Origin of the sequence: Rhodococcus sp. IEGM1428, assembly GCF_050321865.1 — a bacterium.
Lineage (GTDB): Bacteria > Actinomycetota > Actinomycetes > Mycobacteriales > Mycobacteriaceae > Rhodococcoides.
In genome coordinates, this window is record NZ_JBNQFW010000002.1 from 779,843 (window position 1) to 799,355 (window position 19,513).

General features: G+C 63.8%; 20 protein-coding genes. 9 read left to right on the forward strand and 11 right to left on the reverse strand.

Going from position 1 to position 19,513, the window contains the following annotated elements:
• The first annotated feature begins 152 nt into the window (after window positions 1–152).
• Genes ACQR3T_RS12250 through ACQR3T_RS12260 form a run of 3 tightly spaced genes read left to right on the forward strand, consistent with a single transcriptional unit; the run spans window position 153 to window position 2,106 of the window.
• Window positions 153–1,031 (forward strand): sugar phosphate isomerase/epimerase family protein, encoded by an 879-nt coding sequence (locus tag ACQR3T_RS12250; RefSeq protein ID WP_428693578.1) that lies wholly within the window; start codon window positions 153–155, stop codon window positions 1,029–1,031.
• Window positions 1,028–1,801 carry an SDR family NAD(P)-dependent oxidoreductase gene (locus tag ACQR3T_RS12255; protein WP_428693579.1) on the forward strand — a complete coding sequence of 258 codons (774 nt, stop codon included), beginning with the start codon at window positions 1,028–1,030 and terminating at the stop codon, window positions 1,799–1,801. The genes ACQR3T_RS12250 and ACQR3T_RS12255 overlap by 4 nt, the downstream gene beginning before the upstream one ends.
• Before the next feature lie 20 nt (window positions 1,802–1,821).
• A complete protein-coding gene (locus ACQR3T_RS12260; protein ID WP_428693580.1) occupies window positions 1,822–2,106 on the forward strand; it encodes a WhiB family transcriptional regulator in 285 nt (94 codons plus the stop codon).
• On the opposite strand, the gene ACQR3T_RS12265 is transcribed toward ACQR3T_RS12260, so the two are convergent.
• Genes ACQR3T_RS12265 through ACQR3T_RS12285 form a run of 5 tightly spaced genes read right to left on the reverse strand, consistent with a single transcriptional unit; the run spans window position 2,084 to window position 8,142 of the window.
• Entirely contained in the window at window positions 2,084–2,923 is an 840-nt protein-coding gene (locus tag ACQR3T_RS12265) for an HpcH/HpaI aldolase/citrate lyase family protein (protein WP_428693581.1), read from the reverse strand. The two genes, ACQR3T_RS12260 and ACQR3T_RS12265, sit on opposite strands and share 23 nt — an antisense overlap.
• The gene (locus ACQR3T_RS12270) at window positions 2,920–3,405 is read right to left on the reverse strand and encodes a MaoC family dehydratase (RefSeq protein WP_428693582.1); all 486 of its coding nucleotides are present in this window, start codon (window positions 3,403–3,405) and stop codon (window positions 2,920–2,922) included. The genes ACQR3T_RS12265 and ACQR3T_RS12270 overlap by 4 nt, the downstream gene beginning before the upstream one ends.
• Complete coding sequence (locus ACQR3T_RS12275; RefSeq protein ID WP_428693583.1) at window positions 3,402–4,568, reverse strand: acyl-CoA dehydrogenase family protein; 1,167 nt, start codon at window positions 4,566–4,568, stop codon at window positions 3,402–3,404. The genes ACQR3T_RS12270 and ACQR3T_RS12275 overlap by 4 nt, the downstream gene beginning before the upstream one ends.
• Complete coding sequence (locus ACQR3T_RS12280) at window positions 4,565–6,559, reverse strand: acetyl-CoA carboxylase biotin carboxylase subunit (RefSeq protein WP_428693584.1); 1,995 nt, start codon at window positions 6,557–6,559, stop codon at window positions 4,565–4,567. Before ACQR3T_RS12280 ends, ACQR3T_RS12275 begins: the two co-directional genes overlap by 4 nt.
• 5 nt (window positions 6,560–6,564) lie before the next feature.
• Complete coding sequence (locus tag ACQR3T_RS12285; RefSeq protein WP_428693585.1) at window positions 6,565–8,142, reverse strand: carboxyl transferase domain-containing protein; 1,578 nt, start codon at window positions 8,140–8,142, stop codon at window positions 6,565–6,567.
• 90 nt (window positions 8,143–8,232) lie between these two features.
• On the opposite strand from ACQR3T_RS12285, the gene ACQR3T_RS12290 reads away from it, so the two are divergent.
• On the forward strand, window positions 8,233–8,850 hold the full coding sequence (locus ACQR3T_RS12290) for an SACE_7040 family transcriptional regulator (RefSeq protein ID WP_428693586.1): 618 nt from the start codon (window positions 8,233–8,235) through the stop codon (window positions 8,848–8,850).
• Between the two features lie 122 nt (window positions 8,851–8,972).
• Here ACQR3T_RS12290 and ACQR3T_RS12295 read toward each other — a convergent pair whose 3' ends face one another.
• The gene (locus tag ACQR3T_RS12295; RefSeq protein WP_428693587.1) at window positions 8,973–9,338 is read right to left on the reverse strand and encodes a MerR family transcriptional regulator; all 366 of its coding nucleotides are present in this window, start codon (window positions 9,336–9,338) and stop codon (window positions 8,973–8,975) included.
• Window positions 9,339–9,399: 61 nt separating this feature from the next.
• Between ACQR3T_RS12295 and ACQR3T_RS12300 the strand changes: the two genes are divergently transcribed.
• The 3 genes from ACQR3T_RS12300 to ACQR3T_RS12310 all read left to right on the forward strand — a co-directional run bounded on the left by ACQR3T_RS12300 (window position 9,400) and on the right by ACQR3T_RS12310 (window position 12,644).
• Entirely contained in the window at window positions 9,400–10,296 is an 897-nt protein-coding gene (locus tag ACQR3T_RS12300; protein ID WP_428693588.1) for a polysaccharide deacetylase family protein, read from the forward strand.
• Between the two features lie 63 nt (window positions 10,297–10,359).
• Window positions 10,360–11,487 (forward strand): HoxN/HupN/NixA family nickel/cobalt transporter, encoded by a 1,128-nt coding sequence (locus ACQR3T_RS12305; protein ID WP_428693589.1) that lies wholly within the window; start codon window positions 10,360–10,362, stop codon window positions 11,485–11,487.
• A gap of 53 nt (window positions 11,488–11,540) precedes the next feature.
• Entirely contained in the window at window positions 11,541–12,644 is a 1,104-nt protein-coding gene (locus ACQR3T_RS12310; protein ID WP_428693914.1) for an alpha/beta hydrolase family protein, read from the forward strand.
• On the opposite strand, the gene ACQR3T_RS12315 is transcribed toward ACQR3T_RS12310, so the two are convergent.
• The 4 genes from ACQR3T_RS12315 to ACQR3T_RS12330 are packed head-to-tail and all read right to left on the reverse strand — an operon-like array spanning window position 12,641 to window position 17,140.
• Window positions 12,641–13,456 (reverse strand): SDR family oxidoreductase, encoded by an 816-nt coding sequence (locus tag ACQR3T_RS12315; protein ID WP_032377678.1) that lies wholly within the window; start codon window positions 13,454–13,456, stop codon window positions 12,641–12,643. The two genes, ACQR3T_RS12310 and ACQR3T_RS12315, sit on opposite strands and share 4 nt — an antisense overlap.
• Window positions 13,453–15,078: a bifunctional 3-(3-hydroxy-phenyl)propionate/3-hydroxycinnamic acid hydroxylase gene (locus ACQR3T_RS12320; RefSeq protein WP_428693590.1), complete on the reverse strand. Its 1,626-nt coding sequence runs from the start codon at window positions 15,076–15,078 to the stop codon at window positions 13,453–13,455. The genes ACQR3T_RS12315 and ACQR3T_RS12320 overlap by 4 nt, the downstream gene beginning before the upstream one ends.
• The gene (locus tag ACQR3T_RS12325) at window positions 15,075–16,010 is read right to left on the reverse strand and encodes a fumarylacetoacetate hydrolase family protein (RefSeq protein ID WP_032377676.1); all 936 of its coding nucleotides are present in this window, start codon (window positions 16,008–16,010) and stop codon (window positions 15,075–15,077) included. Before ACQR3T_RS12325 ends, ACQR3T_RS12320 begins: the two co-directional genes overlap by 4 nt.
• Window positions 16,007–17,140 carry a VOC family protein gene (locus ACQR3T_RS12330; RefSeq protein WP_032377675.1) on the reverse strand — a complete coding sequence of 378 codons (1,134 nt, stop codon included), beginning with the start codon at window positions 17,138–17,140 and terminating at the stop codon, window positions 16,007–16,009. The genes ACQR3T_RS12325 and ACQR3T_RS12330 overlap by 4 nt, the downstream gene beginning before the upstream one ends.
• 124 nt (window positions 17,141–17,264) lie before the next feature.
• Between ACQR3T_RS12330 and ACQR3T_RS12335 the strand changes: the two genes are divergently transcribed.
• A complete protein-coding gene (locus tag ACQR3T_RS12335) occupies window positions 17,265–17,918 on the forward strand; it encodes a TetR/AcrR family transcriptional regulator (RefSeq protein ID WP_428693591.1) in 654 nt (217 codons plus the stop codon).
• Here ACQR3T_RS12335 and ACQR3T_RS12340 read toward each other — a convergent pair.
• Window positions 17,915–18,403 carry a MarR family winged helix-turn-helix transcriptional regulator gene (locus tag ACQR3T_RS12340; RefSeq protein WP_428693592.1) on the reverse strand — a complete coding sequence of 163 codons (489 nt, stop codon included), beginning with the start codon at window positions 18,401–18,403 and terminating at the stop codon, window positions 17,915–17,917. The genes ACQR3T_RS12335 and ACQR3T_RS12340 overlap by 4 nt on opposite strands.
• A 56-nt stretch (window positions 18,404–18,459) precedes the next feature.
• Here ACQR3T_RS12340 and ACQR3T_RS12345 point away from each other — a divergent pair, with 56 nt between their 5' ends.
• On the forward strand, window positions 18,460–19,512 hold the full coding sequence (locus ACQR3T_RS12345) for an FAD-dependent oxidoreductase (RefSeq protein WP_428693593.1): 1,053 nt from the start codon (window positions 18,460–18,462) through the stop codon (window positions 19,510–19,512).
• The last annotated feature ends 1 nt before the right edge of the window (window position 19,513 follow it).

Consider the following 19,513-nt stretch of genomic DNA (forward strand, 5'->3'; position numbering starts at 1 on the left):
GGTTTCAAACTCGTCCAAGTGACCGTCGACTGTCAACACCACGAGTGTGACCCATTGCACTGTCACTGTCAACAGTCAACCGGCGACGGTTGACGAAGAGGCTGAGAGGTGCTTACTGTGGTCCGGATCACGACGACGGGAGGGAGACTGGGATGTTCGATTCGCGGCTGGGTTGCTCGACGATCTCGTTTCGGCACCTACCTCTGGGCAGTGCGCTCGACGTCATCGGCGAGCTCGGATTCGCGGAAATCGACCTGGGATCGCTACCCGGGGTGTGCGACCACGTGCCCCTCGACCTGGACGATCGTGGTGTTCGCGAGGTGGCGGGGGCCGTGCAGCGCTCAGGCCTGGCCGTGCGGTCGATCAATTGTGATGTCGGCGATCCGAACAATCCGGCGACCGACCTCGAGGCGTCCCTTCATCTCGAACGACTGCTCGAGTTGGCCTCCCTGGTGGGGGCGCACGCGCTCGTTCTACCGAACGGTGCCCTCACGCATGAGCCCATCGAGTCTCTCGACTCCGATCTCGATCGGGTTGCGGCCAACCTGAACTATGCGTCGACACGGGCACATCGGCACGGCGTCGACGTCTGGACCGAGTCGCTGCACGTGTTCCGACTCTGTTGCACCACCGGGCGCGCAGCCGCGTTGGCCGAGCGCATCGATCCGGCGATCGGCATCGTCATGGACTTCAGCCACATTGTTGCCTCCGGCGGCGACCCGGCTCACTTCGCGCGGTCGATGGGCAGCCGAATCTCGCACGTTCACATTCGCGATGCGACCCGAGGCGACGTCCGGCTCGATGGAGCCGACGCCGTCGACGAGCCGGGCAACATCAACATCAGCGTGGGTCGCGGCGAGGTCGACTTCCGTGGCGGTATCGATGCCCTGCGATCCGTGCGATTCGCCGGCCATTTCGCGCTCGAACTCGAAACGAGAGACATCTCCGACGAACAACGTCCGGCGGCGACCACTGCCGCCGGAGACCTGATAACCGAACTTCTACTCGACACACACCAGGAGACATCATGACCACAACCATCCGTACCGCAGTGATCACCGGGGCTACCTCCGACAAGGGAATCGGCCGCGCCACCGCAGAGCGCTACGCCGAGGACGGCTGGGGCGTCGTCATTCTCGACCTCGACGGCGAAAAGTCCGAGAAGGTCGCCGCCGAGATCGCCGCGGCCTACAACGTCGCTGCGTTTGGGCACGTCATCGACGTATCGGACGAGGACTCCGTCCAAAACGCCTATTCAGCAACGAAATCAGAGATCGACGCGGGTAACCTGCCACCGGTCGGAGCCGTTGCGAATATCGCCGGCATCACATCCCCGGTGCCGTTTCTCGAAACCACGGTCGAGCTCTGGAACAAGGTCTTCGCGGTCAACGCCACCGGAACCTACCTGGTCACCAAAGCATTCCTGCCTGACATGATCGAGCGGCGGTGGGGTCGGATCATCACCATGTCCTCGGTCTCGGCGCAACGCGGCGGCGGAGTCTTCGGCAAGGTCCCGTACTCCTCGGCCAAGGCCGCTCTGCTCGGTTTCACCAAGTCCCTGGCCCGTGAGTTGGAAGATACGGGCGTGACGATCAACGCGGTCACCCCGGGAGCTGTGGACACCAACATCCGTGTCGGCAGCACCGACGAACAGGAAAAGGCCATCGCCCAGGGCATTCCGCTCGGACGCACGGCCACCACCCGCGAAGTTGCCTCCGTCATCACGTTCCTGTCGTCCGAGGACGCCGCGTACCTCACCGGCACCACGATCGACATCAACGGTGGAAGCCACATGCACTGAGAATCTCAGGACGGAACACCATGAAGTGCAAATCACTCGACGTGCGGCTGCCCCCGCCGATCGCCGGCGTGTGGGAATGGCAACTTCGAGCCCGGTGCAGAACGATGCCGATCTCGATGTTCTACCCGGACAGAGGATTGCGTGGCCCCACCCTTCGTCGCCTCGAAGCCGAGGCAAAGGCCATCTGTCGGCAATGTCCGGTAGTCGAGTCCTGCCTGGCCCACGCCCAGCGATGCGACGAGCCGTACGGAATCTGGGGCGGGCTGACCGAGCGCGAGAGAACTACGAGGGCCGACGCGCGATGATGCGTCGAGCATGCGCCAGAACGGGTGCGTCGACCATCTGACCGCGGAAGGTGAAGACGCCGCGATTGTGTGCCACTGCGTCGAGCACCGCGGTGGCCCACTCGATCGCCTCGGGGGTCGGCGCGTAGGCGTCGCGAATGACCGGGATGTGGCTCGGATGAATGGCAACCTTGCCGTCGAAACCGACGGCCACGGCGTCGTCGGCCTCCACACGCACCCCGTCGAGATCGGGGATGTCGAGGAAGACCGAATCGAGCGCGAACACCCCGCGCGCCTTCGCGGCCAGTAGCGTCTGCGACCGAACATGCTGTGCAACATCACGGTATGAGCCGTCGCCGTGCCTACTCGAATTGCCGCCCATGGCGGCCACCAGATCCTCGGCACCCCACATGGCGCCGATGGCGTTGTCGGCCGCGAGTGCGTCGAACACCGTCATCGCGCCGAGCGGAGACTCGATCAACGCGACGACGTTCAACGGAGCCAGAGCGACAATCTGTTCGGCCGATTCGCATTTGGGCAGCATGACGGTTGTGTAGTCGGTGTGCTTCAACGCTTGGAGATCTGCGGCCTGGTCGTCGGTGCCGTGCGCATTGATGCGGACGATGGTGCGTGAAGCGTCCAGAGCGGTCGACACCACGGACTCGCGAGCACCGGCCTTGTCCGCAGCACCGACAGCGTCTTCGAGATCGAGGATCACCACATCTGCTCGGGCAGCAGCTTTTTCGTAACGCTCGGGCCGGTCTGCCGGGCAGAAAAGCCATGCCGGCCCCGGCGGAACCCAATGTTGCGACCGGCCTCCGGCCTGCCCGGGGGTCACGACGGGTCCTCCGAAGGTTGCATCCGTACCAACGTCTTGCGGACGGCGATGGCGACAATGTCTCCGTGCTGATTTCGGCCAGTATGAGTGAACGTCACGATGCCTTCGCCGGGGCGAGACTTGGATTCGCGCTTGTCCGTGATCACCGTCTCCGCGTACAGCGTGTCGCCGTGGAACAGAGGCTTGGGAAAGGAGACCTCGGAGAAGCCGAGGTTGGCGACGATGGTGCCTTGAGTCAACTGCGTCACCGACAACCCTACGAGGGTCGAGACCGTGAACATCGAGTTCACCAGGCGCTGGCCGAAAGGTGTTGTCTCGCTGTAGGCGGCGTCGAGGTGCAAAGCTTGGGTGTTCATCGTCTGCGTGGTGAACAGCGTGTTATCGGCCTCGGTGATGGTCCGTCCCGGGCGGTGTTCGTAGACGGTGCCCAATTCCATCTCCTCGAACCACAGGCCGCGTTGCCGAATGCGCTTGTCGCTCACAGTCCCAGGCTCCGGGCGATCAGCATCAGCTGGACCTCGGTTGTACCCTCGCCGATTTCGAGGATCTTGCTGTCGCGGTAATGACGGGCGACGACATACTCGTTCATGAAACCGTAGCCGCCGTGGATCTGCGTGGCATCGCGCGCGTTGTCCATTGCCGCCTCGGAGGCGACGAGCTTGGCGATGGACGCTGCCTTCTTGAACGGCTTGCCCGCCAACATCAATGCCGCTGCGTCGTAGTAGGCAGTCCGAGCAGTGTGTGCACGGGCCTCCATTCGGGCGATCTTGAACGAGATCGCCTGATTGCGGGCGATCGGAGCACCGAAGGCCTCACGCTCCTTGGCGTACTTGACGCTTTCGTCCACGCAGCCTTGCGCGGCACCGACCGATACCGCAGCGATCGCGATGCGGCCCTCGTCGAGGATGTGCAGGAAGTTCGCGTACCCGCGACCTTCCTGGCCGAGCAGGTTCTCCTGGGGTACGCGCACATCGGTGAAACTGAGCGGGTGTGTGTCGGACGCATTCCAACCGACCTTGTTGTACGCAGCCTCCGCGACGAAGCCCGGGGTGTCGGTGGGCACCAGGATCGAGGAGATCTGCTTGCGTCCGGTTGTCTCGTCGACGCCGGTCACCGCTGTGACGGTGACGAGCTCGGTGATGTCGGTGCCGGAGTTGGTGATGAATTGCTTGCTGCCGTTGATGATCCAGTCGCCGCCGTCACGCTTGGCGGTGGTCTTGGTACCGCCCGCGTCACTACCGGCACCGGGCTCGGTCAGGCCGAACGCGGCCAGGGCTTTGCCTGCGGTGAGTTTGGGCAGCCACTGCTCCTTCTGCGCATCGTTGCCGAAGCGGTAGACGGGCATGGCACCGAGCGAGACGCCGGCTTCGAGCGTCATTGCGACACTCTGATCGACCTTACCGAGCTCCTCGAGTGCCAGGCACAGGGCGAAGTAGTCGCCGCCCATGCCGCCGTATTCCTCGGGGAACGGCAGACCGAACAGGCCCATCTCGGCCATCCCGGTGACGACCTCGTACGGAAACGAGTGCTCGGCATCGTGTTTCGCCGAGACCGGCGCGACGACGGTCCGGGTGAAGTCGGCAACGGACTTCACCAGTTGCTGGTACTCGTCGGGCAGATTCGACGAAGACAGATGATCGGTCATGGCTGGTCCTGTTCGGTGTCGGTGGGAACGATTCGGGCGAGGACCTGGTCGACGCGGACCTGATCCCCCACTGCAACGGTGAGTTCGACGGTGCCGTCGATGGGCGTGGTCAAGGTGTGTTCCATCTTCATCGCCTCGACGACGACGATGGCCGAGCCTGCGGTGACGGCGCTGCCGGTGGTGGTTCCGATCGCGATGATCGAACCCGGCATCGGTGAGAGGATCTCGGCGTCCCCGGAGTGCGCTTCGTTCTCACGCACACTGGGCTCGGCGATCCGATCGACACGCCAGGTACCACGAGAACTGGAAACCCATGTGGCCGAACCGATTCGGGCGAACGTCATCGTTTCGCGTCGATCGTCGAGCACCACATCCACCGATTCTCCGGCGACCACGGCTCGCAGAGTGCGCGGTATTCCGTCGTCGACGACGACCGTTGCCGCCTCGAGGGTCCCGGTGATGGACACGTGGGCAGTGCGCCCTCCCGATGCCAGACGGCAGTGGAACGGCGCGTGCGATCCCACACGCCATCCCGACGGCGTACCCCAGATGTCCTGGCCTGCCGCCTGCCACACATCGAGCCAGGCGATAGCCGCGGCCGCGATCAGTGCCTCGTCGGTGACCTCGGCGGCGACGAAATCCTCGACCCGCCGGTCGAGCAGTCCGGTGTCGAGATTGCCGGCTCGGACGTCGTTGTCGGCGAGCAGGAATCGCGCAAATTCGATGTTCGTGACGACTCCGAGCACGGCGGTGTCGGCGAGCGCTCGATCCAAGCTGCGTAGCGCCGTGCTGCGGTCGGGGCCGTGGGCGATGACTTTCGAGAGCATCGGGTCGTAGTTGCTGCCCACCTCGGTTCCGACGGCGAGGCCGGAGTCGACGCGGATGCCGGGGCCGGTGGGTTCACGCAATCCGACGACGGTGCCGCCGGTGGGGAGGAATCCGCGGCCGGGATCCTCGGCGTAGACGCGGGCCTCGATGGCGTGGCCGGTCAGCTGAATGTCGTTCTGGCGCAGAGTGAGCGCTTCGCCGGCAGCCACCCGGACCTGCCATTCGACGAGATCGAGGCCGGTGACCATCTCGGTGACCGGGTGCTCGACCTGCAGGCGGGTGTTCATCTCCATGAAGAAGAACTCGTCCGGGCTGTCCGCCGAGACGATGAATTCGACCGTGCCGGCCCCGGAGTAGTCCACACTACGAGCTGTGTTGCAGGCGGCCTCGCCGATGCGCGCCCGGGTCTGTTCGTCGAGCAGCGGTGACGGTGCCTCCTCGATGACCTTCTGATGTCGCCGCTGCAGACTGCATTCGCGTTCGCCCAGATGGATGACGTTGCCGTGTCCGTCGGCGAGGATCTGCACCTCGATATGCCGGGGCCGCAACACGAATCGTTCGAGGAAGAGGGTGTCGTCACCGAAGGACGAGGCCGCTTCGCGGCGAGCGCTCGTCAACGCCGCGGGGAGGTCCTCGGCGCGCTCGACCAGACGCATGCCCTTGCCGCCGCCGCCTGCGGACGGCTTGACCAGGACGGGGAAGCCGACCTCGGGTGCGCTGGCGATGAGGTCGTCGTCGGACAGTCCGGGTCGGGAGATGCCGGGTACGACCGGGACGCCGAAGGCACTGACGGCGGCCTTGGCGGCAATCTTGTCGCCCATCACTTCGATGGCCTTGGCCGACGGCCCGAGGAATGCGATTCCCGCTGCGGCACAGGCGGTTGCGAACTCCGAGTTCTCGGACAGGAAGCCGTATCCGGGATGAATTCCCTGTGCGCCGGTGGCTTTCGCGGCGGCGATCACCTTGCCGATGTCGAGGTAGCTCTCCCGAGCGCCGGCGGGGCCGAGTCGTAGGGCGGTATCGGCTTCGCGGACGTGCCGGGCGTCGGCGTCCGCATCGCTGTAGACGGCGACGGTGCGAATCCCCATGCGACGCAGCGTGCGTGCCACTCGGACTGCGATCTCGCCGCGGTTGGCGATCAGAATGGTGTCTATCGTGGTCACGTCTCTCACATCCTGAAAACGCCGTAGGAGACCGGCTCGAGTGGCGCATTCGCGCACGCCGAGAGAGCCAGTCCGAGAACCTGCCTGGTATCGGCAGGGTCGATGATGCCGTCGTCCCAGAGCCGGGCCGTCGAGTAGTAGGGGTTGCCCTGACTTTCGTACTGATCCCGGATCGGAGCTTTGAACGCTTCCTTGTCTTCGTCGCCCCACGGCTTGCCCGCTGCATCGAGCTGGTCGCTACGCACCGTGGCGAGCACCGATGCGGCCTGTTCACCGCCCATCACCGAGATACGGGCGTTGGGCCACATGAACAGGAAGCGGGGCGAATATGCTCTGCCGCACATGGAGTAGTTGCCCGCACCGTACGAGCCGCCGATGACGACGGTGATCTTCGGGACGCGGGCGCAGGCCACAGCCGTCACCATCTTCGCGCCGTGTTTGGCGATGCCGCCTGCCTCGTAGTCGCGGCCGACCATGAAGCCGGTGATGTTCTGCAGGAAGACGAGCGGGATGCTGCGCTTGTCGCACAGTTCGATGAAATGAGCGCCCTTCATGGCAGATTCGGCGAACAGGACGCCGTTGTTGGCGATGATCCCGACGGGATGACCGTGGAGGTGGGCGAATCCGGTGACGAGTGTCTTGCCGTATTCGGCCTTGAACTCGTCGAATTCGCCTGCGTCGACCACTCGGGTGATCACCTCGCGCACGTCGTACGGGGTGCGAGGATCGGTGGGCACGACGTCGTAGATCTCGCTCTGATCGGCAACGGGCTCGCGGGTGGTGACGACGTCCCACGGCCGCGTGGTGCGCGGTCCGAGAGTGGAGACGATGCGGCGCACGCGTCGCAGTGCGTCTCGATCGTCGTCGGCGAGATGGTCGGTGACGCCGGAGATCTTCGAGTGCAGATCACCACCGCCGAGTTCTTCGGCCGTGACGACCTCGCCGGTCGCGGCCTTCACCAATGGCGGGCCGCCGAGGAAGATCGTGCCCTGGTTCCTGACGATGATCGCTTCGTCGCTCATCGCAGGCACGTAGGCACCGCCCGCGGTGCAGGAGCCCATGACGGCAGCGATCTGTGCAATCCCTTTGGCGCTCATGGTCGCTTGGTTGAAGAAGATGCGGCCGAAGTGGTCGCGGTCGGGGAACACCTCGTCCTGACGCGGCAGGAATGCGCCGCCCGAGTCGACGAGATAGATGCACGGGAGGGTGTTCTGCAACGCGACTTCTTGAGCGCGCAGATGCTTCTTGACCGTCATCGGGTAGTAGGTGCCGCCCTTGACCGTCGCGTCGTTGGCGATGATCACGCACTCGCGTCCGGAGACGCGGCCGATGCCGGCGATGACACCGGCACCGGGGCATTCGTCGTCGTACAGACCGTTGGCGGCCAGTGGGGCGATTTCCAGGAACGGGCTGCCCGGATCCAGCAGCTCGTCGACGCGGTCGCGGGGGAGCAGCTTGCCGCGGGCGATGTGTCGCTGCCGGGACTTCTCGTTGCCGCCCAGGGCCGCGGCGGCGAGCCGTTCGGCGAGTTCGCTGGTGAGAAGCTCGTGATCTGCGCGGTTGGCAGCGGTATCGATCGCCATGAGGTGCACGCCTTAGGGGTCGGACGTCGGTGTCGCAGGAGTTCAGTTAATGGTTGATAACTGACACGATAGTAAACTACGATTAACTGAGTGTCCAGGGTCGAGGGGGTGCAGGAGTTGGAAAAGCCGACTACCGTGCGCGAGCAACGCAAGGCCGAGCGCCGGCAACAATTGCTCGACGCCGCGGCATCGCTGTTCGCCGATCGCGGGTTCACCTCCGTGCGGCTCGAGGATCTGGGCGCGGCAGTGGGAATCAGTGGTCCCGCCGTCTATCGCCACTTTCCGAACAAGGAGGCGGTGCTCGTCGAATTGATGGTCGGAATCTCGGAGTATCTGCTCGACGGCGGGCGCGAGGTGGTCGGCCGAGAGGCCGTCGACTCGCGGACAGTGTCGGCCTTGGTGGAGTTCCACCTCGATTTCGCTTTCGAGACACCGGCATTCATTCGCATTCAGGATCGCGACCTGCAAAGCCTCCCCGAGGGAGCTCGACGCAAGGTGCGCCGAATGCAGCGCGAGTACGTGGAACTGTGGGTCGAGGTGCTGTGTGCCGTCGACCCGGAGTTGAACGAGGCCGATGCACGCACCACAGCGCACGCGGTCTTCGGCTTGATCAACTCGACGCCCTACAGTGCGGGGCGCAGTCCGTCACGCAATGCTCGTCCGGTGCTGCGAGCTATGGCGCTGGGGGCGTTGGGGGTATCGCACTGACCTCAGCGCCCACAATTCGAATCAAGGATCGCGATTTCCGCCTGCGGAACGAAATAGTGGGCGCTGAGGTCACCTACAACGCTCTAGGAGCGAGGCGTCGTCGTCAGTTCGATCGAGTCCGACTATCCAGATTCGCACGTCGCGGCGTCGATGATCTCGTCGAGTGTGTCGCGGGAACGCTGCAGGCTGCGGATGGCCTCGTCCACCCGCGCTCGCTCTGTCGTCAAGACCTCGGACAGTTTTTCGGTGGCGTTTGCGGATGGCCGGCCATCGACGTCTCGCATGCACGGCAACAGAGCGGATACGGTTTTGCTGCCGACTCCTGCAGCGAACAGATGCTGGATGTGCACCACACGATCGACTGCCCACTCCGAAAAGATTCGCTGGCCGGAGGGTGAGCGATCCGAAGTGAGTAGTCCTTGCTGCTCGTAGTACCGCAGAGACCGTTCACTGACGCCTGTCCTGCGGGCCAACTCCCCGATTCGCATGGTTCGGTTATACCTTCGACGGTTGACTCTGACATGGGTGTCAGGTTTTACCGTGTCGTCCATGACAGACGAGACACGCTTCGAGCCGCCCTACAGGTACAGCCCCATCGTCGACCGAGCCCCGATCGTATGGCCGGGTTCCGCGCGGGTTGCGGTGTACGTCGGGCTGAACGTCGAGCACTTTCTCTTCGACGAGCCGTCGACCAGCATCTGGCCGAGCAGTTCGGCACTGACTCCGGACGCGCTCAATCACGGTTGGCGTGATTACGGTGCCCGCGTCGGCATCTGGCGCACAATGGAAAGTCTCGATCGTCATGCAATTCGTCCCAGTGTTCTGCTCAATTCCGATGTCGTCGAGCACTATCCACAGATCATTGCCGCTGGTCTGGAGCGAGATTGGACATGGCTCGCGCATGGACGCACGAATTCGAGATTGCACAGTGGACTCGAACCGGACGAAGAACTGCGCGTACTGAAAGAGGTAACCGACGTCATTCGCGCAGCGACAGGCACCGCTCCTCGCGGTTGGATGGGCCCGGGACTGACCGAGACCCATCACACTCCGGCCATTCTCGCGGAGCTGGGCTACCGATATGTGCTGGACTGGACCAACGACGACCAGCCGTATCCGCTGACAACCCCGGGGATGCTCAGCGTTCCATACACCGTCGAACTCAACGATCTTCTGCTGTTCGGCAAAGGCCTCACCGGTCCGGATTTCGTCCAGATGGTGGTGGACTCCTACGAACAACTGCGTGCGGATTCGACGACGAGCGGACGGGTCCTGCCTCTTGCTCTGCACCCCTTCGTGATCGGGCAACCCTTCAGACACAAGTATCTCGATCTCGCGCTGGCCTACCTCGCGGCGCAACCCGACGTCTGGTTGACCACCAGTGACGAGATCGCCGACGAATACATCCGGCAGTCGGAAGGCTCGGACCCTCCTGGAGGATCCTGACCCCGGGCACCGCGACCTTCGTTCGAGTCGGCATACCCGCGTCCATCGGAGACAATGATCGACATGACGACCCAACTATCGCGTGTCGAGCTCGGCAGACGGCAGAGTCGATTCACTCTCGACGAGGTTCCGCGGCTGCTGGCGATGGCCGGCTTCATTGCCGCGTTGCATGTGATCGGGTGGGGGCTCTTCACCCACTACGACTCGATTCCCAGCATCCACGGCCTGACCGGAGCCGACGGCACCCTCGTCTACGCGGGAGCGGGCATGCTGGCGTACACCCTCGGTCTCAGGCACGCGTTCGACGCCGATCACATCGCCGCCATCGACGACACCACCCGCTTTCTCTTGCAGAAGGGCAAGCGGCCGTTGGCCGTCGGGCTGTTCTTCTCGCTCGGTCACTCGACCGTCGTGTTCGTGTTCGTCGCCGCGATTGCCTTCGTCGCCTCGCAGGCGACGGCATTCCAGGATGCTTTCGCCGGGGTCGGCGGCATCATCGGCACGTTGGTGTCCGGAACGTTCCTCTATCTCATCGCCGCGCTGAACATCGCGGTCCTCGCCGGCATCGTCGGGGTGTGGCGGCGCGCGAAACGCGGTGAGTTCACCGAGGCCGGGCTCGACGAGCTGCTGGCCAAGCGCGGCTTGATGAATCGACTGTTCCGGGGCCGCTACGACAAGATGATCAACCACTCGTGGCAGATGTACCCGCTCGGCCTGTTGTTCGGGCTCGGTTTCGATACCGCCACTCAGGTCGGTCTGCTCGCCATCGCCGGCACGACCGCTATCGCAGGCGGACTCCCACCGATGGCGATCATCGCGCTGCCGGTCCTGTTCGCCGCGGGCATGACCACGATGGACACGATCGACGGCATTTTCATGTCCAAGGCGTACGGCTGGGCGTTCGTCACCCCGGTCCGCAAGATCTACTACAACATGACGATGACGGGCCTCTCGGTCTTCGTAGCCCTGGTGATCGGGACGGTGCAGCTGCTGACCCTGCTTGCCGAGCAGTTCGAGCTGACCGGTGGCCTGTGGGACGCACTGGCCGTCATCGATCTGAATCTGGCCGGCCAACTCGTCGTCGGCACGTTCTTCGTTGTCTGGATCGGCGCTGTCGTGTATTACAAGGTGGCGCGCATCGACGAACGCGGTGGCGTTCTCGCACACTCGAATGCAATGGAGAATCAGTGATTGCTCGTCGTCGAATCGGTGTCCTCGCAGTCGTCGCAGCGCTCGCCTCCAGCATGGCGAGTTCGACACTGCTCGCGGCCCCGGCCTCCGCAGCACCGGCGATCACGCAGGACATCGGTGACGTCGTCTCCAGTCGTGAGCTGCCACAGGACTTCTGGATTCCCGGTTCGTCCTCGGCCGAAGTGCTCACCTACGTCACCACCGACACGTTCGGCGAGAAGGCGCTCAGCACCGGCACCGTCTTCCTGCCGCAGGGCACTGCCCCGGACGGCGGTTGGCCGGTGATCTCGTGGGCCCACGGCACGTCCGGACTCGGTGACTCGTGCGCACCGTCCGTCGCGGGACCTGCGTTGGCCGAACGAGATCTGCCGTACCTCGCGAACTGGATCGCGCAAGGGTACGCCGTTGTGGCCAGTGATTATGCAGGCCTCGGAACGCCTGGTTTGCAGGCATATCTGGACGGGCGGTCCACCGCACACAACGTTGTCGACATGGTCAAGGCAGGCCGCAACTACTCGAGCGAGCTCTCGAATTCCTGGGTGGCGGTCGGTCAGTCGCAGGGCGGCGGCGCAGCGATCTACACCGCTCGGTACGCAACCGAATTCGGTGGACCGGATCTGGACTATCGCGGGGCAGTCGGCACGGGAACCCCCGCGTACATCGAGAAGCTCGTCTCGATCGGTGGACCGGGTATGCCGCCGGTTGCGCTGCCGGCAGGTCTGACGGCATACGTCGCGTACATCGGTGCTGCTCTTCGCTATTCGCATCCCGAGCTGGGCTTGGACAGTATCCTCACCCCCACCGGACAGAAGTACGCGGCTCTGGCGGAGACGGCGTGTGTAGCGGACCTCGAGGAGCAACTCGACGGTGTCAAGATCGGCGATTTCTTCACCGCGCCGCTGACCAGCCTGCCGGGGTTCACCGCCGTGCTCGACGACTACATGGCCATGCCCGAGGCAGGTTTCGACAAGCCGTTCTTCATGGGACACGGTGTGCGCGATACCGATGTCCCGTTCCCGACCACCGCCGCCTACGTCGCCAGACTCACCGCGAACGGCCAGCCGGTGACGTTTCGGACGTACGACGCCGACCACAGCGGAGCGCTCGTCCAGTCACAGGCCGACACGATTCCGTTTGTCGCACAGCTGTTCCGCTAGTTCACCGGGCGCTTGCTCGGCAGGCCGTACGCCCGGGCCGTGAACTTCTCGAGCACGGTGCGCGGCAGCAATCGTTGGGCGAGAAACACTGCAGGAGCATTGCTGCCGACGGCGTAGATCGGAAGAGTCTTCTTGTCCTCGACCGCTCGCAACACTGTCTTGGCGACGGTCTCGGCCGAGATGCCCTGTGCCTCTTTGGCGTCGAGTTTCGCGATCACCGTGGTGAAATCGCGTAGATACGGCGAATGCGGTCCGCAGTACTTGGTGCGACGCGCCGAGAGCCCGGTGGCGATCGAGCCGGGTTCGACTGTGGTGATGTCGATTCCGTACGGCTCGAGCTCGAACCGCGCCGCGGTGGCGAACCCCTTGATCGCGGCCTTCGTTGCGGCGTACGAGGAGCGGTAGGCCAGGGGGAAGCTGGCGAGCATCGACCCGATGTTGACGATTCTGCCGCGGCCCCGCTCACGCATGGCCGGCAACACAGCCTGGGTCAGCTCGATCGCGCCGAAGACGTTGAGCTGGAACAGTCGGGTGATCGCCTCGATGGGGAGTTCTTCGATCGGTCCGCATTGGCTTTCACCGGCATTGTTGATCAGCACATCGATCGGTGTGTCGCCGATTCCGTCCACGAACGCGCGAATCGATGCCGGATCTGTCAGGTCGAGATCGCGGTAGTCGACGCCGGGAATGGGTTCGACCACGGCCGAGCTGTTGCGGCTCGTCCCGATGACGCGAAAGCCGCGAGCGATGAGAAGTTCGGCGATCGCCTCGCCGATTCCGGACGTCGCTCCGGTGACAATTGCAGTATTCATCTACGCCTCTTGGTTGCTGTGCGAGGTGCTGTGCGCGTGGAACGGGTTGTGTGAACAGGTTTCGCCGCGTTGGGTGAGGGGCGATCTTTGGTGCACAGTGTGGTGCTCGGCACCGAGGTGTGCAGGGACGGCACCGACTTGCCGGCCGACATCACCGTCCGGTCCGGACGAACGATCGCTGCAACAGCGCGACCGCGCCGCAGCCACAAGCCGAGATCGGACGAGGCCGCTACTTCCACCACTGCGGCACCGCGCCGCTGGACTTCGCGTCGTTGCTCCACGGTCAGGGGTGTCGACGCGAGAAACAGGAACTGCCCAGGTGCCCGATCATCGAGTCGCATCCCATTGTCCAACAAGCTGTTCGGGCAGAGTTGTCCGGCGAGTGAGCGAGGCTGCATCGGCGATCGCAGGACGTACTGCGATCCGACGAGCGAGGGCGTAGTGCTCGCGGTGACCTTGTCGCCGATGACCGGAAGATGTCCGAGGACGGGCGCGATGTTGGTCCGCATGATGCCGGTGAGCTTGCTCCCGCCGGTCATGGCCCGCCCTATCATCACGGCCAGCCTGATCATGGCCTTGGCGTGCGTCTTTCGTTCGGTCTCGTAGCTGTCCAGCGCGGACTGGGGCACGTGTCCGTCGAGTGCGCCGACCAACTTCCACACCAGGTTGCGGGCGTCGCGCAGACCTGCACCCATTCCCTGACCGATGAACGGCGGCGTCAGATGCGCGGCGTCGCCCAGGACGAAGACCCGGCGATCACGCCACCGATCGGCAATCTGTGCCTTGAATGTGTACTCGGCACTGCGAATCAGCTTCATCTCAGGGATCTCCGCCGCAACGAACCACGGTGCGATCAGTGGGTGTATTGCCGAGAGATCGGTGAACTCGTCGAGGGTTTCGCCATCGAGCATCTGGAACTCCCAGCGGTAGCGCGTGGTTCCGATACGCATGTACGTCGCCGATCTCTCGGAATCGCACACCTGATGCACACCGTCCCACTGGTCGAGGTCGACATCGGTCTCGATATCGACGACCAGCCAGCGCTGCTCGAAACCGAGATCCTCCATTTTCGAACCGATGGACCTGCGCACCACACTCTTGGCACCGTCGCACCCGAGAACGTAGTCGGCGGTCACCCAATGCGGCGTTCCGTCCTCGGTGGACGTGTACGAGACCCGGACGCTGTCTTTCAGATTCTGTACATCGGTGATCTCGCATCCACCGCGCATCGCAATGCCGTCGTAGCGAGCGATGTGAGAACGCATCAGACGCTCGAGTTCGGGTTGATCGAACATGTTGGCCTGCGGATAGCCGTGCGGTCTGTCGTCGGGATCGCGCTCGAACTCGGCCAGGGTCCGCAGGTCCTTGGTGCACAGTCGTAGCCCGCGCGCCGGACGTGAGATGGCGGCGAAATCCTCTGCCACACCGATGTCGTGGAGAATTCGGTACACCTCGTCATCGAGGTGGACCGCGCGCGGCTGGGGATAGACATCTGCCCATCGGTCGAGGACGAGAGTGGGTACGCCGTACCGGGCCAGCTGGAGCGCGGCGGTCATCCCCGTCGGCCCAGCGCCGACGATCACCACCCGGTGGTGCGCGCCGTCGAGCTCGTGTTCGCTCATCGGTAGGAGACCCGGGTGCGCTGAACCCCCAGATCCAGGGCTCCGTCGGGAGTCGAGCTCGTCAGTTCGAGCACGTCGCCGTCCTGCAGGAAGTCGGGATTCTTGGCCTGCTTCTTGAAGAAGACCTTCCACTTGACCGACGGCGGAATCAAAGCACCGATCATCTCGATCGGTTTGGCGGGAGCCTTGAGGGCGGTACCGCCGGGTGTGCCGGTGAGCAGCAGGTCGCCGGGATCGATGCGCTGGAACTTGCTCAGCGCCTTCAGTGATTCGACCGGCCGGAAGATCATGTCTGCGACCGTACTGTCCTGTCGAACAGTGCCGTTCACTCGGAGTGTCATGGCCAACTCGCCGAATCGATCGAACTCGCCCTGCTCGAGCAGTACCAATCGTGGGCCTACAGGAGTGAAGGTGGGGTACGACTTACCCTCGTAGAACTGGGTTTTCGGCAGCTGCACGTCACGCGCCGAGACGTCGTTGGTGAGTACGAGTCCCGCCACGTACTCGGCCACATTGGTGGCATCGATCTTGGTGCCCACGGTGAGAGTCTTGCCGAACACCAGACCGATCTCGATCTCGTAGTCGAGAAGTTTCACGTGCGGCGGCTTGACGACGTCGTCGGTGGGGCCGCTGATCGAACCCGAGGTCTTCCGGAAGAACGTCAGCGGCACCGTCTCGGGGTTCATGCCCGAATCCTTGACGTGCGAGACGAAATTGGTCATGTTCGCCATCACGCGGCACGGTGCGGTGACCGGGGAGAGCAGCGACAGTGTCTCCACCGCAACGACATCGGTGCCGGCACGGGCGGCGTCCACGGCCGCGCGATCGGCCAGAAGCTCGGCAGTGGTGGTTGCCGAAGTGTCGATGCGCGACGCTCCGTTCGGGGTCTCGACCCACCAGGCGTCGGCGGTGCGGAGTACAGCGATGCTCATGAGGAAGCCACTTTCATCAGGCCGCGAAGGCGTTCGGTGTCGAATTCGTTGTTGTTGCGTAGCGAGGAGAGGATCGATTTCAGTTCGTGCAGAGACGCTTTGCTCGGCGCGATTCCGAGAAAGTCCTTGGATGCGGGCGGGCCCCACTGTGCGAGGCCCGACGCCGTCATCGGTGCCCAGCCGGGTTCGAGCGAATTGTCGAACATGTCGCCGTCGCTGAAGTGCTCCACCAGGAAACCGTCGGGATCACGCCAGTAGTCGAAGATCTGGCTGCCTTGGATGTGTCTGCCGATACCCCAGGAATGCTTGTACCCGTGCTCGGTGAGGAATTCGCCACCGGCGGCGATGGCGTCGATGTCGGTCACCTGATACGCCGAGTGCACGTACCTGTCGGACGGACCGAGAGTCATGGCGAGCGTGTGATGATCGGAGGGGATGCTGCCGCGATCGCAGCGGATGAAGCTCATCACCGGGCCTCGGTCGCGTTGGCCGTCGTAGTAGAGGAAATCGCTGACGATCAGTCCCAGGTGGTGCAGGTACCAGTTCAGGTTCTCCAGGTAGTCCACTCGTTGCAGCACCACATGCCCGAGTCGTTGTACTCGTGCGGGCTGATGCGGTGGGCGCTGAGTGGCGTTCACCCGGTTGCGTGGATCGCCGAAGTTGTAGGTGTGTGTGTCCTGGCCCGGAAGCTCCGGGTGCTCGGTGTACCCCGAGACGACCTGAACGGGCTGGCCGCCCGGATCGGTCAGAGTGACGGCGATACCGCCAAGGGTGTCGGGCAGTCGGTGGACGCGTTGCCCCGTGGCCTCGGCGAGTCGGACGACGTCGGCATCCTCGGCGGCGGCGAACGCTGCACCTACGAACCGCGTTCGCTTACCGCGTCGGATGATCACGCACGGTGAGCCGATGTGGGTGCCGCGAAGGTGAATCTCCTCGGACGTCCGTAGCGAGACGGTGAATCCGAACGCCACGGCGAACGCCTCGGCCTTGGCCAGATCGGGTTTGCGGAACTCGAGCCAGGCGATGTCGCGCACCTTGACGATCGGGTCGGTGGCTTTCCCCGGGTGTTCGCCTGGTAGCGCGCCCTGATCCACATGCATGTTCTTGTGGCCGTCGACGTCGTGTCCCATCAGCCCTCCCTCGTTGTTGACACTATCGTCACCTATGATTGCGGAGTCAGTCAAGAGTATTGACAAATTCGTCAGCGGTGAGGAAAGGTCAGCGGGTAGACCAGCGTAGACAGAGGTAGGGAACATGGCGGAGACCCAGAATCGCCTCGAACGGCGGAAGGCGCGCACCCGTGGCGCGCTGATTGCGGCGGCGCAAGGCTTCATCGCTCGGGGCGAGCTGAACGCTCCGATCGCGGAGATCACCCAGGCGGCCGACGTCGGGATGGGTTCCTTCTACAACCACTTCGTCAGTCGCGAGCAGCTGTTCCAGTCGGCGGTCGACGGTGCCCTGGAACTGCTGGGACGCTATCTGGACTCGTTGACCGACGCCGACGCAGATCCCGCCGAGGCATTCACTCGATCGTTCCGAATATCCGGCCGACTCTTTCGGCTGCAACCGGAACTGAGCCGGGTACTCATCCACTCCGGTCCCGAGTTGATCACGTCGCAGCACGGCCTCGGTCCACGTGCGGCAAGAGACATCGTGGCCGGAATCGGTGCAGGGTATTTCCGAGTCGAGGACATTCAGTTGTCCCTGGCATTGGTGGCAGGGGCGTTGCTCGGTCTCGGCCAGCTCCTGCTCGAGCAACCCGATCGTGACGACGGCGAGGCCGTGGACCGAATGGCGTACACCGTGCTGCTCGCGCTGGGAGTGTCCGACGGCGACGCCCAGGACCTGTGCTCGCGGCCGCTGCCGCCGATGAGTGACGTCCCGAGCGTGGGGGACGAGCTGGTTTAACGCTCGTGGTCGGCTTGTTGTTCTAGCAGTCGACGAGTGTTGGCTACGAGGACATCGGACGTGCGGCGCTGGAAGTCGGCTATCACCGCCAATTCCTCGGCAGAATAGGTCGACATCAGTTCGTGCATGTCGGCTCCTAGTGGCCCGAAAATCGATTCTGTGCGGCGGTTCATCTCGTCGTTCGTAGTGAGTTGTACGACGACTTTTCGACGATCGTGCTCGTCCCGCGCTCTTTCCGCGAAGCCGGCTTTGACGAGGCGATCGATCAGGCCCGTCACGGCACCGCTCGTCAGTCCGGTGTGGTCGGCGATCTCCCCGGCCGATACCGGGCCGAGCCTTTTGAGCACGTCCATGCACTTGCGCTCCACCGGACTCAGGCCCATGGCCCTGCCCACGACCTCGTGAAACACGACTACCGACGTGATGAACTCTCGGCCGAGAAGTTCGCCCGGAGTCGACCTGGCTTCGATTTCCTGTTGCGCCATGCCCCGACTATAGCTTACGGTCTAAGTATCTTAGTTACCAAGATAAAGGAGTCGAGATGAGGGCAGTGGTGGTAGGCGCAGGACTCGGAGGCCTGGTTGCCGCGCATGGTCTGAGGTCGATCGGGGTGGACGTCGAGGTGTTCGAGGCCAGGCGGCCGTACGACGCAGGCGGGCTGGGCTATCGAATCAATGTCTCGGTGGCCGGAGACCGTGCGCTCCGCGGGTGCCTTTCACCCGAGAACTTCGCCGAATATCGAGCCACCGTGCATCGGCAGCCGACTCCGTTGGTGGACATCTACTCACCGAGCCTGGAGCTGATACTGCGTCGCAAAGCTCCCGGTGCTCCCGGGGCCATCGACCGCGGCACGTTACTGACGTCGTTGGCGAAGACCCTGGACGCTCCGATTCATTGGACATCGCCCGTCGACTCGGTCGACGACCTCGCGGGATTCGATCTGGTCGTGGCCGCGGACGGTGTCGGCTCGGCATTGCGACGCCGATTGCTGCCCGGATACGACCCGGAGCCGCTCGGGATCACTGCTCTGTACGGGCGTAGCCGTCTTACCGACAGCAACCGTTCCTGGATCGGCAAAACCGTACTCGACAGCAGGTTCACCGGTGTCACCGACGGTGCCACGACCTTGGCGCTCGGTGCTTACGATGTGCCGAGCTCCATCAGCGAGCCTTACGTGATGTGGGTGCTCCTCGGTCCGGCCGACGAATTCCCCACCCGGGGGCAGAATCCTGCGGAATTAGTGGAATTCACCCGACAACGTTTGTCTGCTTGGGACCCACGAGCGACGGCCGTTCTGCACGACGCCATCGTCGACGACACCTTCCGCATCACCCTCCGCGCAATGGATGTGGTGCCGGAGATGACGTTCCGCTCGAGAGTGCCCGTCGCGTTCCTAGGCGACGCCATCCACGCCATGTCGCCGGCAGGAGGCGAGGGAGCCAACACAGCCTTCATCGATGCCTACGATCTGCGAACCCGAATCGCCGCCGGCAGCGACGTGCAGTCCGCTGTTCTTGCCTACCACGAATCAATGAAAGATCGAGCGGAGCACACGATTACACGGTCGAACAACTACTCGCGAACAGGATCCTGAC

Excerpts from the sequence above, each read along its gene's own strand:
- ACQR3T_RS12250 (WP_428693578.1), top strand. The coding sequence starts at position 153 with ATGTTCGATTCGCGGCTGGGTTGCTCGACGATCTCGTTTCGGCACCTA.
- ACQR3T_RS12255 (WP_428693579.1), top strand. The coding sequence starts at position 1,028 with ATGACCACAACCATCCGTACCGCAGTGATCACCGGGGCTACCTCCGAC.
- ACQR3T_RS12260 (WP_428693580.1), top strand. The coding sequence starts at position 1,822 with ATGAAGTGCAAATCACTCGACGTGCGGCTGCCCCCGCCGATCGCCGGC.
- ACQR3T_RS12275 (WP_428693583.1), bottom strand. The coding sequence starts at position 4,568 with ATGACCGATCATCTGTCTTCGTCGAATCTGCCCGACGAGTACCAGCAA.
- ACQR3T_RS12285 (WP_428693585.1), bottom strand. The coding sequence starts at position 8,142 with ATGGCGATCGATACCGCTGCCAACCGCGCAGATCACGAGCTTCTCACC.
- ACQR3T_RS12295 (WP_428693587.1), bottom strand. The coding sequence starts at position 9,338 with ATGCGAATCGGGGAGTTGGCCCGCAGGACAGGCGTCAGTGAACGGTCT.
- ACQR3T_RS12300 (WP_428693588.1), top strand. The coding sequence starts at position 9,400 with ATGACAGACGAGACACGCTTCGAGCCGCCCTACAGGTACAGCCCCATC.
- ACQR3T_RS12305 (WP_428693589.1), top strand. The coding sequence starts at position 10,360 with ATGACGACCCAACTATCGCGTGTCGAGCTCGGCAGACGGCAGAGTCGA.
- ACQR3T_RS12310 (WP_428693914.1), top strand. The coding sequence starts at position 11,541 with ATGGCGAGTTCGACACTGCTCGCGGCCCCGGCCTCCGCAGCACCGGCG.
- ACQR3T_RS12315 (WP_032377678.1), bottom strand. The coding sequence starts at position 13,456 with ATGAATACTGCAATTGTCACCGGAGCGACGTCCGGAATCGGCGAGGCG.
- ACQR3T_RS12320 (WP_428693590.1), bottom strand. The coding sequence starts at position 15,078 with ATGAGCGAACACGAGCTCGACGGCGCGCACCACCGGGTGGTGATCGTC.
- ACQR3T_RS12325 (WP_032377676.1), bottom strand. The coding sequence starts at position 16,010 with ATGAGCATCGCTGTACTCCGCACCGCCGACGCCTGGTGGGTCGAGACC.
- ACQR3T_RS12330 (WP_032377675.1), bottom strand. The coding sequence starts at position 17,140 with ATGGGACACGACGTCGACGGCCACAAGAACATGCATGTGGATCAGGGC.
- ACQR3T_RS12335 (WP_428693591.1), top strand. The coding sequence starts at position 17,265 with ATGGCGGAGACCCAGAATCGCCTCGAACGGCGGAAGGCGCGCACCCGT.
- ACQR3T_RS12340 (WP_428693592.1), bottom strand. The coding sequence starts at position 18,403 with ATGGCGCAACAGGAAATCGAAGCCAGGTCGACTCCGGGCGAACTTCTC.
- ACQR3T_RS12345 (WP_428693593.1), top strand. The coding sequence starts at position 18,460 with ATGAGGGCAGTGGTGGTAGGCGCAGGACTCGGAGGCCTGGTTGCCGCG.